Source organism: Diaphorobacter sp. HDW4B (genome assembly GCF_011305535.1).
Classification (GTDB): Bacteria; Pseudomonadota; Gammaproteobacteria; order Burkholderiales; family Burkholderiaceae_C; genus Diaphorobacter_A.
The window spans coordinates 5,002,959-5,017,110 of record NZ_CP049905.1 but is presented as its reverse complement, the minus strand read 5'-3'; the positions used below and the strand labels follow the sequence as shown (position 1 = coordinate 5,017,110).

At 61.4% G+C, this 14,152-nt stretch carries 10 protein-coding genes; 3 read left to right on the top strand and 7 right to left on the bottom strand.

Annotated features, from left to right (window positions below):
• Window positions 1–26 precede the first annotated feature (26 nt).
• Entirely contained in the window at window positions 27–182 is a 156-nt protein-coding gene (locus G7048_RS22950) for a hypothetical protein (protein WP_166070349.1), read from the top strand.
• A gap of 73 nt (window positions 183–255) precedes the next feature.
• Here G7048_RS22950 and clpA read toward each other — a convergent pair whose 3' ends face one another.
• The 3 genes from clpA to dnaE all read right to left on the bottom strand — a co-directional run bounded on the left by clpA (window position 256) and on the right by dnaE (window position 6,640).
• Complete coding sequence (gene clpA, locus G7048_RS22945) at window positions 256–2,598, bottom strand: ATP-dependent Clp protease ATP-binding subunit ClpA (protein ID WP_166070348.1); 2,343 nt, start codon at window positions 2,596–2,598, stop codon at window positions 256–258.
• Between the two features lie 60 nt (window positions 2,599–2,658).
• Window positions 2,659–3,024, bottom strand: a complete 366-nt coding sequence (clpS, locus tag G7048_RS22940; protein ID WP_166070347.1) for an ATP-dependent Clp protease adapter ClpS — start codon at window positions 3,022–3,024, stop codon at window positions 2,659–2,661.
• Window positions 3,025–3,094: 70 nt separating this feature from the next.
• Window positions 3,095–6,640: a DNA polymerase III subunit alpha gene (dnaE, locus tag G7048_RS22935; protein ID WP_166070346.1), complete on the bottom strand. Its 3,546-nt coding sequence runs from the start codon at window positions 6,638–6,640 to the stop codon at window positions 3,095–3,097.
• Window positions 6,641–6,821: 181 nt separating this feature from the next.
• Between dnaE and G7048_RS22930 the strand changes: the two genes are divergently transcribed.
• A complete protein-coding gene (locus G7048_RS22930; RefSeq protein WP_166070345.1) occupies window positions 6,822–7,619 on the top strand; it encodes an outer membrane protein assembly factor BamD in 798 nt (265 codons plus the stop codon).
• Here the strand turns inward: G7048_RS22930 and G7048_RS22925 are convergent, their stop codons facing one another.
• A complete protein-coding gene (locus tag G7048_RS22925; protein ID WP_166070344.1) occupies window positions 7,620–9,704 on the bottom strand; it encodes an ATP-dependent DNA helicase in 2,085 nt (694 codons plus the stop codon).
• Between the two features lie 211 nt (window positions 9,705–9,915).
• Between G7048_RS22925 and G7048_RS22920 the strand changes: the two genes are divergently transcribed.
• Window positions 9,916–10,752, top strand: a complete 837-nt coding sequence (locus G7048_RS22920; protein WP_166070343.1) for a PP2C family serine/threonine-protein phosphatase — start codon at window positions 9,916–9,918, stop codon at window positions 10,750–10,752.
• Between the two features lie 62 nt (window positions 10,753–10,814).
• On the opposite strand, the gene G7048_RS22915 is transcribed toward G7048_RS22920, so the two are convergent.
• From G7048_RS22915 to lpdA, 3 genes are all read right to left on the bottom strand, one after another.
• Complete coding sequence (locus G7048_RS22915; protein ID WP_166070342.1) at window positions 10,815–11,519, bottom strand: hypothetical protein; 705 nt, start codon at window positions 11,517–11,519, stop codon at window positions 10,815–10,817.
• Window position 11,520: 1 nt separating this feature from the next.
• A complete protein-coding gene (zapE, locus tag G7048_RS22910) occupies window positions 11,521–12,618 on the bottom strand; it encodes a cell division protein ZapE (protein ID WP_166070341.1) in 1,098 nt (365 codons plus the stop codon).
• A gap of 104 nt (window positions 12,619–12,722) precedes the next feature.
• Window positions 12,723–14,150 carry a dihydrolipoyl dehydrogenase gene (gene lpdA / locus G7048_RS22905; protein ID WP_166070340.1) on the bottom strand — a complete coding sequence of 476 codons (1,428 nt, stop codon included), beginning with the start codon at window positions 14,148–14,150 and terminating at the stop codon, window positions 12,723–12,725.
• Window positions 14,151–14,152 lie beyond the last annotated feature (2 nt).

Sequence of the window (14,152 nt, the reverse complement as noted above, 5' to 3'; positions counted from 1 at the left end):
AAATCCAAATATGCCATGCAGCCGACATGGCTGATCAAGATCTGGCACTGGAAATTGCCTGCTTTGAATATGCCCGCGTCAGCGACAAACTCCGTCTGCCGCTGCGCCTACAGCTCCGCATGCGGCACTTGCTTTGTGCTTGCTTGCCCGTATTGGAAGATTGGAAGCATCCACGCGAATGAGGAGAGGCAAGTACAAGTAGAAAAGCCGCTGCTCTTTCGAGCAGCGGCTTTCATTTTTGGCGTTCCGACTCAATCAGTCCGCGGTCGCCTCTTCAGGCTCGGCAGGCTCCGACTTGGTGCGTTCCTTCTTGGGCAGCGGCGTGATGTCCAGCTTGACCTCGGAAGTCTCGTTGCCCTTGTCGTCGGTGCCGTGGGCGATGTCGACCGTCAGGCGGCCGCCGTCGGTCAGGCGACCGAAGAGCAGTTCGTCGGCCAGTGCACGACGGATCGTGTCCTGGATCAGGCGCTGCATTGGACGGGCACCCATGAGCGGATCGAAGCCCTTCTTGGCCAGGTGCTTGCGCAGGTCGTCGGTGAAGGTGACCTCCACCTTCTTTTCGGCGAGCTGTGTTTCCAGTTGCAGCAGGAACTTGTCCACCACGCGCAGGATGATCTGTTCATCGAGCGGCTTGAAGCTCACGATGGCATCCAGGCGGTTGCGGAATTCCGGCGTGAACAGGCGCTTGATGTCGCCCATTTCGTCGCCCGCCTGGCGCGGATTCGTGAAGCCGATGGTGGCCTTGTTCATGGTCTCGGCGCCCGCGTTCGTCGTCATGATGATGATGACGTTGCGGAAGTCGGCCTTGCGTCCGTTGTTGTCGGTCAGCGTGCCGTGGTCCATGACCTGCAGCAGCACGTTGAAGATGTCCGGATGTGCCTTTTCGATTTCGTCGAGCAGCAGCACGGAGTGCGGCTTCTTCGAGATCGCTTCGGTCAGCAGGCCACCCTGGTCGAAGCCAACGTATCCCGGAGGCGCGCCGATCAGGCGGCTCACCGCATGGCGTTCCATGTATTCGGACATGTCGAAGCGGATCAGGTCCACGCCCATGATGTAGGCGAGTTGCTTGGCCGCTTCGGTCTTGCCGACGCCGGTGGGGCCGCTGAACAGGAACGAGCCGATCGGCTTGTCGCCCTTGCCCAGACCCGAACGCGCCATCTTCACGGCGGAAGCCAGCACGTCGAGCGCCTTGTCCTGACCGAACACCACGCTCTTCAAGTCGCGTTCCAGCGTCTGCAGCTTGCTGCGGTCGTCATTGGACACGTTGGCGGGCGGAATGCGCGCGATCTTGGCGACGATTTCCTCGACCTCGGCCTTGCCGATGGTCTTCTTGCGCTTGGACGGCGGAAGAATGCGCTGGGCAGCACCGGCTTCGTCGATCACGTCGATGGCCTTGTCGGGCAGGTGACGGTCGTTGATGTACTTGGCCGACAGCTCGGCCGCAGCCTGCAGTGCCGCCAGGGCGTATTTGACGCTGTGGTGCTCTTCGAAGCGCGACTTCAGCCCCTTCAGGATGTCGATGGTTTCGGCCACGGTGGGCTCGACCACATCGACCTTCTGGAAGCGGCGGGACAGCGCTGCATCCTTCTCGAAGATGCCGCGATACTCGGTGAACGTGGTCGCGCCGATGCACTTCAATTGACCGCTCGACAGAGCGGGCTTGAGCAGATTCGAGGCGTCCAGCGTTCCGCCCGATGCAGCGCCTGCGCCGATCAGCGTGTGGATTTCATCGATGAACAGAATCGCGTTCGGCTTGTCCTTGAGCGACTTGAGCACGCCCTTCAGACGCTGCTCGAAGTCACCACGGTACTTGGTGCCGGCCAGCAGCGCGCCCATGTCGAGCGAGTACACGGTGGCCTCGGCGAGGATTTCCGGTACGTCGTTCTGCGTGATGCGCCATGCGAGGCCTTCAGCAATCGCGGTCTTGCCCACGCCGGCTTCACCCACCAGCAGCGGGTTGTTCTTGCGGCGACGGCAGAGGATCTGGATCGTGCGCTCGACCTCGTACTGGCGACCGATCAGCGGATCGATCTTGCCTTCCTTGGCGGCCTGATTCAGGTTGAGCGTGAATTGCTCCAGCGGCGACGCCTTTTCGCTGCGCTCGCCACCGCCCTCTTCCTGCTCGGGTTGGCCTTCGGCCTTGGTGGGCTCTGGTGGCTCACCCTTCTTGATGCCGTGGGCGATGTAGTTCACCACATCAAGACGGGTCACGCCCTGCTGGTGGAGATAGTAGACAGCGTGCGAATCCTTCTCGCCGAAGATCGCGACGAGCACGTTCGCGCCGGTCACTTCCTTCTTGCCATTGCCCGTGGACTGCACGTGCATGATGGCACGCTGGATCACACGCTGGAAGCCCAGCGTGGGTTGGGTGTCCACCTCGTCGGTCCCGGCGACCTGCGGAGTGTTGTCTTTGATGAAATTGGTGAGCGACGCGCGCAAATCATCAATGTTTGCGGCGCACGCGCGCAGCACTTCGGCTGCGCTGGGATTGTCAAGCAATGCAAGCAGCAGATGTTCCACGGTGATGAACTCGTGGCGCTGCTGGCGGGCCTCTACGAAGGCCATGTGCAAGCTGACTTCCAGTTCTTGGGCAATCATGTGAGAACTCCTTTTTCGCTTGCGTTTCAGGGATGACAAATAGATCGGGATCGTTGGCGTTTATTCAACGGGTTCGCACACACATTGCAAAGGATGCCCTGCCTTGTGCGCCGCGTCGAGTACCTGCTCGACCTTGGTTGCGGCCACGTCACGGGTGTAAACCCCGCAGACGCCTTTTCCATCGAGGTGAATCTTCAGCATGATCTGCGTGGCAGCTTCGCGGTCCTTGTAGAAAAATTCCTGCAAAACCACCACCACGAATTCCATGGGTGTGTAGTCGTCATTGAGCATGACGACCTGGAACATCTGCGGTGGTTCCGTCCGCAGGGTGCGCCGCTCCAATACCACCGAGCCGCCGTCATCTCGAGACGGTTTGACAGGTGGTACCTTGGGAGCAGAGGGAGGTTTTGTTGCCATGAAGATCATTCTAGCCAGCTTGAACCATCGATTCGGGAATCAATTGAAGCCATATTAGTGATTTTCAAGGGGCACTGCTTCACCCATGGTCGTAGACCACGGAGACCGAATCGGATCCCGCCATGCTGCTCCAGGCCGCAAGCGCCGCATCCGTGGGGAAAAAGCTGCTCGCGTCACCCAGATTCAGCTCCGCCGTGGCGGCTCCGCGCTCTGATTTCACCAGCATGTCAAGGCGCACGCGCAGGCCCCGACGCAGGGTTTCTCCGTGCTCGGTGTTCTCCACTTTCGGGGGGAATTCCCGCACGATGGAGACGACATCCGGCACCTCGTCCTTGACAGCCACGCGCAGGTACTTTCCATATTTCGCGCGGGCGGCGGCCAGATCAGAGAACTGCAGCACCTTGACGCGCAGCCCGCCGCTGAAATGGTCGAGCTGCAGACGCCCCGAGACAACGACGAAATCGTCATCCTTGATCGGCCCGGAAGCGGTCAGCACACCTTCGTCGGCCGAGGCCTCGATGACCTTGCTCTTGTCGTCCAGCTTGAACAGCGCCAGCTTGCCACGTTGACCATTGATGACACGGTAGTCGGTGACGATGCCCGCAATCGTCTGCACTTCGCGGTTGTCCTGCAGTTCCTCGATGGGCGTGCGAACGAACTTGCGCACCTCGTGCGCTACCTCGTCGAACAGATGGCCCGACAGGTAGAAGCCAATCGCCGTCTTCTCCAGCGTCAGGCGCTCCTTGATGCCCCACGGGGTGACATCCTCAAGCTCCGGCTCCTTGGTGCTGGAGCCCTGCGCGTCGTCACCCATCATGTCGAACAGGCCGCACTGGTTGGCATTGGCGTGGGTGGCGGCGGCAAACTCGAACGCCGTGTCGAGCGATGCCGACAGGGCCGCGCGGTTCATGTGGATGGAGTCGAACGCCCCGCCCTTGATCAGGGCTTCCACCGTACGCTTGTTGATGCGACTGCGATCCACGCGCACGCAGAAGTCGAACAGGCTGGTGAACGGTCCTTCCACATGGCCTTGAGGACCTTCGCCACGGCCTTCGCGCGCGGCGATGATGGCCTCGATGGCCGCCTGCCCCGTGCCCTTGATGGCACCAAGGCCGTAGCGGATCACCTTGTCGGTCACCGGCTCGAAGCGGTACATGCCGCGATTGACATCTGGCGGCTCGAACGTGATGCCGAAGTTCTTCACCGCGTCTTCGTAGAGCACCTTGAGCTTGTCGGTGTCGTCCATTTCCACGGTCATGTTGCCGCAGTAGAACTCCGCCGTGTAGTGCACCTTGAGCCAGCCGGTGTGATAGGCCAGCAGCGAGTAGGCAGCCGCGTGCGACTTGTTGAAGCCGTAGCCCGCGAACTTTTCCATCAAGTCGAAGACTTCATCGGCCTTGTTCTCGTCGATGCCCTGTTTGGCCGCACCCTTGCGAAAGATCTCGCGGTGCATGACCATTTCTTCGAGCTTCTTCTTGCCCATCGCGCGGCGCAGCAAGTCGGCGCCGCCAAGGCTGTAGCCGCCCAGCACCTGCGCGGTCTGCATCACCTGCTCCTGGTAGACCATGATGCCGTAGGTTTCGGACAGCACGTTTTCCACCAGCGGATGCGGATACTCCACCACTTCCTTGCCGTGCTTGCGGTTCACGAAGCTGGGAATCAGGTCCATTGGGCCCGGACGGTACAGGGCGTTCAGGGCGATCAGGTCTTCCAGACGGCTGGGACGCGCTTCCTTCAACATGCCCTGCATGCCGCGCGATTCAAACTGGAACACGGCCTCGGTCTTGCCTTCGGAGAACAAGTCGTAGGTCTTCGCATCGTCGAGCGGAATGTCCTCGAAGGCGAAGTTTTCCTTGCCCTTGTGGCGCTTCTGGATGAATTCGCGGGCGATTTCCAGAATCGTGAGCGTGGCCAGACCCAAGAAGTCGAACTTCACGAGGCCGACGGCTTCCACGTCGTCCTTGTCATACATGGCCACGGCCGAATCGCTGCCCGGCTGCTGGTACAGCGGGCAGAAGTCGGTCAGCTTGCCCGGAGCAATCACCACGCCCCCGGCGTGCATGCCGATGTTGCGGGTCACGCCTTCAAGCCTCTGCGCCATCTCGATCACGGTGCGCACGTCTTCCTCGTTGCGCACGCGGTCGTACAGGATGGGTTCAAGCTCCAGCGCGTAATTGTTCTTGTCGCCTTCCTTCTTGACCTCGGGCGGATAGGCCAGCGTATAGCTCTGGCCCGGTTTGCCCGGCACCAGCTTGGAGATGCCGTCGCAGAACGTGTAGCTCATGTCCATCACGCGGCCCACGTCGCGGATCGCAGCCTTGGCCGCCATCGTGCCGAAGGTGGCGATCTGGCTCACGGCGTTCTTGCCGTACTTCTGCTTCACGTAGTCGATCACGCGGTCGCGGTTGCCCTGACAGAAGTCGATGTCGAAGTCGGGCATCGAGACGCGTTCCGGATTCAGAAAACGTTCGAACAGCAGCGCGTATTGCAGCGGATCGAGGTCGGTGATCTTCAGCGCATAGGCCACGAGCGAGCCCGCGCCCGATCCACGGCCCGGCCCCACGGGGCAGCCATTGTTCTTGGCCCACTGGATGAAGTCGCCCACGATCAGGAAGTAGCCCGGAAAGCCCATCTGCAAAATCGTGTGCAGCTCGAACTCCAGCCGCTCCACATAGCGCGGACGCTCCTTGTCGCGCTTGGCCTCGTCCGGGAACAGGTAGACCAGACGCTCCTCCAGCCCCTGATACGAGGCGTAGCGGAAATAGTCGTCGATCGGCATGCCGTTGGGCGTCGGAAAATCCGGCAGACGCGGCTTGCCCAGCACCAGCGTCAGGCTGCAGCGCTTGGCGATTTCGAGCGTGTTCTCGATGGCGGACGGCACATCGGCAAACAGCGCCTCCATCTCCGCACTGGTCTTGAAATACTGCTCGCGCGTAAATTTGCGGATGCGGCGCTGGTTGCCCAGAATTTCGCCCTCGGCAATGCAGACACGCGCCTCATGTGCTTCGTATTCTTCTTCCGAAGCGAACTGGATCGGGTGCGTGGCAACCACCGGCAAGTTCAGGCGCGAAGCCAGTTGCACGGCCTGCGTGACGTGCAACTCGTCATCGCTGCGGCCCGCACGCTGTATCTCCATGTAAAAGCGGTGCGGGAAAATTCTCGCCAGTCGCAGCGCGTTGTCGGTGGCCGTGGCCTGGTCTCCGCGCATCAGCGGCTGGCCGACCGGCCCCGCCTGCGCGCCCGCCAGCGCGATCAGGCCTTCGTTAAGCTCTTCAAGCCACTCCCATTTCACGAGCGGCACGTTCTTGACCACGTTGCTGGTCCAAGCACGGGCCAGGATTTCAGAGAGGCTGAAATAACCCTGATTGCTCTGGATCAGCAGAATCATGCGGGCGAAGCCGCTGCCATCGCCCTCCATCGGAACGCTGATTTCGGTGCCCACGACGGGCTTGACGCCCTTGCCGCGGGCTTCCTTGTAGAACTTGACGCCCCCGAACATATTGTTGAGGTCGGTGAGGCCCATGGCGGGCTGGCCGTCCTTGGCAGCCGCTTTGACGATCTCGTCAATGCGTGTGGTTCCATCGACCACGGAAAACTCGGTGTGCAGGCGCAGGTGAACAAACATATGGCTCGATTGTAGAAACTTGTGCGGCATCCGTTGTCTACGCAAAGACCCGAACCCTTCGGTGGCGCATACAATGACCGTTTGCCAACGATTTGCCGCCCGACCGCAGGTTTTGCATATCCCTATGCGGCCGGTGGCTAAACTGATGCTCAATTCTTCCTCTGCGGGAAATACTGCTGTTATGTCGCGTCTGACTCTGCCCCTGTTCTCTGCGTTGCTGGCTGCCGGCCTTCTGGCGGGTTGCTCCAGCACTACCGAAGATAAAACCGCAGGCTGGAGCCCCAACAAGATCTACTCCGAAGCCCGCGACGAAGCGAGTTCCGGCAGCTATGACAAGGCCGTTCCGCTGTTCGAAAAGCTCGAAGGCCGCGCCGCCGGCACGCCTTTGGCGCAGCAGGCCCAGCTCGAAAAGGCCTACGCCCAGTACAAGAACAACGACAAGGCTCAGGCCGTCGCCACGCTGGACCGTTTCCTCAAACTGCACCCCTCGAGCCCCGCCACCGACTACGCGCTCTATCTGAAGGGTCTGGTCAACTTCAACGAAGACCTCGGCATGTTCTCGTGGCTGTCGCGTCAGGACCTGTCCGAGCGCGACCAGAAGGCTGCCAAGGATTCGTTCGAGTCGTTCCGCGATCTGGTGACCCGCTTCCCCGAATCGCGCTACACACCCGATGCCCGCCAGCGCATGACGTACATCGTCAACTCGCTGGCCCAGTACGAAGTGCACGTCGCCCGCTACTACTACGAGCGCGGCGCCTACGTGGCCGCCATCAGCCGCGCGCAGGTTGCCGTGGCCGACTACAAGGAAGTGCCTGCCGTCGAAGAGGCGCTGTACATCCTCATGCGCTCCTACGACGCGCTGGGTCTGGAGCAACTGCGCGACGACACCCGCCGCGTGATGGAAGCCTCGTACCCGAACAGCACGCTGCTCAAGTCGGGCTTCCAGGCCAAGGGCGACCCTTGGTGGAAGTTCTGGTGATCAGCCTGCCCGACTGACGCCTTCGGAAAGCCGCTCGATTTCAGCCTGAAATTCGGCTTCCGAAGCCAATCGACGCATGGGTGGCAACTGGCGCTGCAGCCACTTGCCGTATCCCTTGGCAAGGCGCGCATCGGCCACCACCAGCATGCCCGAATCCGTTTCGCCGCGAATCAGCCGCCCTGCTCCCTGGCGCAATGCCATGGCCGCCTCCTGCAAGGCGAATTCCTTGAACGCATTGCGGCCCTGTCCCACCAAATACTGTTCGTAGGCCTCCACCAGCGGATCGGTGGGCACGGGAAACGGCAGCTTGTCGATCACCACCATCTGCAGCGCATCACCGGGCACGTCGAAACCCTGCCAGTAAGTGTGAGAAGCCACCAGCACGCAGCCTGAACGCACGCCGCTCACTTCACTCCGCGCAGATGCCTGAAAGCGCTCGGCAATGCGGCTCGAAGACAAATCCCCCTGCACCAGCAACTCGATTTGCGGCTGATCGGCCAAGCGCTCGTGCAGGACGCGAGCGACCTCGGACATGGCGCGCAGGCTGGTCGTCAAAAACAGCGTTCGCCCACCCAGTCGCACCAGCGAGTCAGCCAGCCAGTGCGCCAACTCCGCCGCATGCTGCGAATCGTTGGCCGTCGGCAGATGTTCGGGAATGAACAGCGTGGCCTGCGAGGCGTAGTCGAACGGGCTTTGCAGCCGCATGACCGTTGCCTGCTGCAGCGCGAGCGGCTCGGTGAACCAATCCAGCGCATCATTGGTGCCAAGCGTGGCGGAGGTGAAGATGAAGGCGCGTACCTTGCTGGGTTCCTCTTCGGTCTCGTCATCGTCCCAAGCGCTTTCTTCTTCGCCCTCCTGCTCGGCGGGTTGCGCTGTCAGCCACAGCTTCTGCAGATCCGGCCCTGCGCGAAATGGCGTTTGCGAAAGGTGAATGCCGTCTGCGCTGCGACTGAGCCAGCGCACGCGCGAGTCATCCTCGTTAGACGAGAGCGCCATCAGGCCTTGCAGCATCACCACCGCACGTTGGTGCAGCCGCAGCAGATCGGGCGAGGCCTCGGTCACGGCGTCGAGTTCGACCAGCGTGGCGCGCAGGTTGTTTTCGACGGCCATCCATGCCTGCAGCCATTGGGCGGCCGAGACGCCGTCCGGCGCTTCGTCCTGCCAGGCGATCCGGTTGTTTTCCGGCAGGCGCTCGCAGCTGGCGACCAAGGCGTAGGCGGCATCGAGCAGCTCCATCGCAAGCGCTGTCCAGTCGCGCCAGCCCTGCGCCTCCTGCTGGCCGGTGTGTTGAAGATCGTGCGCAAAGGCGACCAGCTGGCGCGTGCTGAACTCCAGCCCGAACGCCTGCTGCCCTACGGAGTTCAGCGAATGCGCCTCGTCGAACACCACGACCTGCGCATGGGCGAGCAGGTCGGATTCACCGCCCTCCTGCGCCCCGGCCAGATCGGCGAAGAACAGATGGTGGTTCACCACCGCCACATCCGCAGCCATGGCCTGCCTGCGGGCGCGAAACACATGGCAGTCGTCGTAGCGCGGACATTGCCCGCGCAGGCAGTTGTCGCGCGTGGAGGTGATCTGCGCCTGCAGATGCGGCTCCGATGTCAGATCGCCCAGCTCGGCCACATCGCCACTGCGCGTGGCCTGCGCCCAGGCACGCACGGCCAGAATCGGAGATTGGCTCACCCCGGCATCCAGCAGACCGGCAACCGCCTGATCCAGCCGGTGCAGACACAGATAGTTCGCCCGTCCCTTGAGTAGCGCCACACGGCGATGCACGGCGCGGTGCTTGCCCAGCACTTCCTGCAGCTTGGGCAGATCGCGGTGCACCAACTGGTCCTGCAACGCCTTGGTGGCCGTGGAAATCAGCACCCGCTTGCCGCTCAAGAGCTCGGGAATCAGATACGCAAACGTCTTGCCGATGCCGGTTCCCGCCTCCACCACCAGACAGCCACCGGAAACGATGGTTTGCGCCACCGCCTGCGCCATGGCGAGCTGTTCCTCGCGGCGTCGGAAATGGGGAAACGACTGTGCCAGCGCCCCGCCCTCGTCAAACAGTGGCAGCACATCGTCTTCCAACGGGGTCATGCGCTCAACCTTGCAAGTCGGGAAATGCATTCAACGGCGTCCAAACCCGTGGGTTTCGCGCCAAACTGCGGAAAATTAGCAAAATTCATTAGATTCGGAAACACTTTTGCCGCAACAATCGACGCAAGAGGAGTTCGCGGCGATCGACCGATTAAACTTGGCGTCGAGCGCTACAGAGCGAAACAGAAGATAAACACAAGAATAGTCCGCCATGTCCAAAGCCTTTCGACTGACCGCCTCCACCGGAATCCACAAAGGGGATCGGGAGTACCAGCAAGACCGGGTCGCGCTGTTTTCGCACCCCCGGTACAACGGTTGCGTGCTCGGCATTGTTGCAGATGGCATGGGCGGACGCAGCGGCGGGCGCAAGGCTTCCGATCAGGTAATGCTCACGGCGCAGCAACTGTTTGATCGTTTTTCCCCCGATGTCGATGATGCGCCGACGATGCTCAAGCATATCGCGACCGAGGCGCACATCGTCATTCGCCTGACGGCCATCTCGTCCGAGCAGGAACCGCACAGCACTCTTGCTGCCTTCCTCATCACGCCGCGTGGCGACTGCCACTGGGTGCATGCGGGCGATTCGCGCATCTACCACGTGCAGAACGGCCAGATGATCACCCGCACCAGCGATCACTCCTACGTGCAGACGCTGGTCGATCGCGGCGAGCTGACCGAGGCCGAGGCGCACAACCACCCGCACTCCAACATTCTGGTCGGCTGTCTCGGCACGGAAAACGACCCGCCTGCCACCACGCACATGATTCCGTCGCTGCACCCCGGTGACGTGATTCTGGCCTGCAGCGACGGTGTCTGGCACTATTTCGCGCCCACCGAACTGGCCTCCGTCGTGAACTCGCTCACGCCGCGCGAAGCCACCGAATTCCTGATCGACAAGGCGCGCGCTCGCGCACGCGGCACGGGCGACAACCTGTCGCTGGTGATCGTGAAAGTGGAAGCGCTGGAGGAAGAAAAGAAGGTGCCTTCGCTCGCCGAACTGGCCCGCTCCGAAGGCCACAGCGTGGGCAACTACGTGCCGCAGCGCTGATCTCCGCCCCATGAAAAAAGCTGCGCATGAACGGCGCAGCTTCCTCCGAGACGACAAACGCTTTACCGAACGCCTGGTGCCGAGGGATCGGGCAACGGCGCCGGGGTGGGCTTGCCCAGCTTTTCCGAGTCCTGCATATCCTTCTCGTGCTTGGAACGACGCTCAGCGGCCTTGCGCTGCTTGGCTTCGTATTGCATGCGCGCACGCTCGACCTTGCTGGGCTGGGTGCTCTGGCGCTTCGCCTGCTCCTGGGCATTCGCGGCTTCGCGGGACTTCTGCTGCTGGGCACGTTGCTGTGCCTCGTCCGCGCGCTGTTGACGGGTCTGCTCGCGCGATGCGGCCTGGGCTTCGGGGTTGGCCTCTCGAATCTGGGCCTGACCTGCTTCGGCCTTGTCGCGTTGCGCCTCTTCGCTCTCGCTGATGAATTTGCGGCGCTCCTCAGCCTTCTCGCGGCGCTCGGCCTCGTTGATTCGCAGTTCGCGACCACGCAGCTCACCATCTTCCGCACGGGCCTTGGCGCGCGCCTCGCGCAGACAGGAATCCACGACGAATTGCTTGTAGCAGGTCGCCTCTTCCTTGTTCAAACGCTGCTCGATGGCCGTGCGTTGCTTCTGGATCTGCGTGCGTTCCGCATCGCGAGCGTCCTGCACACGCTGCGCTTCGTCGCTGACTTTGGGCTCCGCAGCCAACGCCACGCCGCCCATGCAAAGCAGTTGCAAGGCTATAAGGCTGGCGGTCCAGCGGGTGCGACTCGTGCGAGGCTTCATATCAGGTCAGATGGGTATCAACCGTGCGGCGCTCCAGCGCCAGATATTCCTTGGATTGCATTTCGTTCAGACGCGACACGGTGCGCGGGAATTCGTGCGCCAAGGGGCCTTCAGTATAGAGGCCCTCGGGCGCGGTCTCGGCTGAAATGATCAGCTTGATCGCACGGTCATAGAGCACATCCACCAACAAGGTGAAACGCCGCGCAGCCGAAGCCATGTTCACCGGCATATGGCGAACATTGGACAGCAAAACCGTGTGGAACTGCGTGGCAATCTCCAGATAATCGTTCTGCGATCGCGCACCAACGCACAGTTCATTGAATTCAAACCAGACAACACCGCCCGCACGGCGCTTGGCCTGAATGCGGCGGGATTCGATCTGGACCACAGGTTCTTCATCCGCCACTTCGGCGAGTTGATTGAACGTGGCCTCCATGGCCGCCTCAGCCTCGGGGCCCAGTGGCGTGTGATACAGCTTGGCATCCTCCAGCGTGCGACGACGGTAGTCCGTACCGTTGTCGACGTTGATCACTTCCATGTGTTCCTTGAGCAGCTCGATCGCGGGCAGGATGCGGTCGCGGTGCAGCCCATCAGGGTACAGATCGTCTGGCTTGAAGTTGGACGTGGTCACAAAGCCCACGCCATTCTTGAACAGCGAATCAAGCAGGCGATACAGAATCATCGCGTCCGTGATGTCGGCGACGTGGAACTCGTCAAAGCAGATCAGCTTGTAGCGCTTAGAGATCTTGGCCCCGAGCACGTCGAGCGGATTCTGCGTGCCCTGCATCAGGTGCAGCTCGCGGTGCACCTCGCGCATGAATTCGTGAAAGTGCAAACGCGTCTTGCGCTTGATCGGCACGGCGTTGTAGAAGCACTCCATCAGAAAGCTCTTGCCGCGCCCCACTCCGCCGTACATGTAGACGCCCTTGGGCAGATCCGGGTGATTGATCAGCTTCTTGAGCGCGTTGGAACGCTTGGATTTGTAGGCCGCCCATTCATCGGCACAGCGCTGCAACGCATCCACTGCGCGCAGCTGTGCAGGGTCACTATTGAACCCCTTGGATACCAGCGCTGCCTCGTAAGCCTCTTTCACATTCACCGTCGTCTCTCCCAAACCTCAAAAATACAAATAGCCGCCAACGCCTGAAAACCAAGCGCGGGCAGCCATTTTTGCTCAGAACCGATGCTTCAAAAAGAAGCGAATCAGAAGTTCAGAGTACGCTTGTCCACCGCCAAAGCGGCCTCCTTGGTGGATTCGGACAGCGATGGGTGAGCGTGGCAGATGCGGGCGATGTCTTCGCTCGATGCCTTGAACTCCATGGCCACCACGGCTTCGGAGATCAGCTCGGAGACCATGGGGCCGACCATGTGCACGCCGAGGATTTCGTCGGTTTCAGCATCAGCGATGAACTTCACCATGCCGGTGGTGTCGCCCAGAGCACGTGCGCGACCGTTCGCGAGGAACGGGAACGAGCCGGCCTTGTACTTCACGCCTTGTTCCTTGAGCTGTTGCTCGGTGCGGCCCACCCATGCCACTTCGGGGCTGGTGTAGATCACGAACGGAATGGTGTTGAAGTTCACGTGGCCATGTTGACCAGCGATACGCTCGGCCACGGCCACGGCTTCTTCTTCGGCCTTGTGCGCGAGCATCGGGCCACGCACCACGTCACCCACGGCCCACACGCCTGGCAGGTTGGTCTTGCAGTCGCCGTCAACGACGATCTGACCGCGCTCGTCCAGAGCCAAGCCCACGGCTTCGGGGTTCAGGCCGATGGTGTTGGCGGTACGGCCGATGGAGACAATCAGCTTGTCCACTTCCAGCGTCTGGGCGTTGCCCTTGGCATCGGTGTAGGCAATGGTCACGCCCTTCTTGCCGGTCTTGACTTCGCCGACCTTCACGCCCAGCTCGATCTTCAGACCTTGCTTGTCGAAAGCCTTCTTGGCTTCCTTGGCGATCTGTTCGTCCACTGCGGGCAGGAACTTGTCCATGCCTTCGAGCACGGTCACTTCCGAGCCCAGGCGACGCCAGACGGAACCCATTTCCAGACCGATCACGCCGGAGCCGATCAGACCCAGCGACTTGGGCGTCTTCTCAAGCGCCAGAGCGCCGTCGTTCGAGAGGATGAATTCCTCGTCGAAAGGCACACCAGGCAGCGCACGGGCGTTGGAGCCAGTGGCGATGATGATCTGCTTGCCGGTGATGGTTTCTTCTTCCTTGCCGGCAACCTTGATTTCGTAGCCGCCTTCGGAAGCCTTCACGAACGAACCACGACCGTGGAAGAACGTGACCTTGTTCTTCTTGAACAGGTACAGGATGCCGTCGTTGTTCTGCTTCACGATGCCTTGCTTGCGCGAGATCATCTTGGGCACGTCCATCTCGACCTTGCCAGTCGAAATGCCGTGATCCGCAAAGTGCAGCTTGGCGTGTTCGTAATGTTCGGAAGACTGCAGCAGCGCCTTCGATGGGATGCAACCCACGTTGGTGCAAGTACCGCCGGGAGCCGCGCCGCCCGAGGCGTTCTTCCACTCGTCGATACAGGCCACGTTGAAGCCCAGTTGTGCTGCGCGGATTGCAGCGATGTAGCCGCCAGGGCCTGCGCCGATGACGACGACGTCAAATTGCTTGCTCATGA

Bases quoted from the DNA above. Each gene is read 5' to 3' on its own strand.
- G7048_RS22950 (WP_166070349.1), top strand. From the start codon at position 27: ATGGCTGATCAAGATCTGGCACTGGAAATTGCCTGCTTTGAATATGCC.
- clpA (WP_166070348.1), bottom strand. From the start codon at position 2,598: ATGATTGCCCAAGAACTGGAAGTCAGCTTGCACATGGCCTTCGTAGAG.
- clpS (WP_166070347.1), bottom strand. From the start codon at position 3,024: ATGATCTTCATGGCAACAAAACCTCCCTCTGCTCCCAAGGTACCACCT.
- dnaE (WP_166070346.1), bottom strand. From the start codon at position 6,640: ATGTTTGTTCACCTGCGCCTGCACACCGAGTTTTCCGTGGTCGATGGA.
- G7048_RS22930 (WP_166070345.1), top strand. From the start codon at position 6,822: ATGTCGCGTCTGACTCTGCCCCTGTTCTCTGCGTTGCTGGCTGCCGGC.
- G7048_RS22925 (WP_166070344.1), bottom strand. From the start codon at position 9,704: ATGACCCCGTTGGAAGACGATGTGCTGCCACTGTTTGACGAGGGCGGG.
- G7048_RS22920 (WP_166070343.1), top strand. From the start codon at position 9,916: ATGTCCAAAGCCTTTCGACTGACCGCCTCCACCGGAATCCACAAAGGG.
- G7048_RS22915 (WP_166070342.1), bottom strand. From the start codon at position 11,519: ATGAAGCCTCGCACGAGTCGCACCCGCTGGACCGCCAGCCTTATAGCC.
- lpdA (WP_166070340.1), bottom strand. From the start codon at position 14,150: ATGAGCAAGCAATTTGACGTCGTCGTCATCGGCGCAGGCCCTGGCGGC.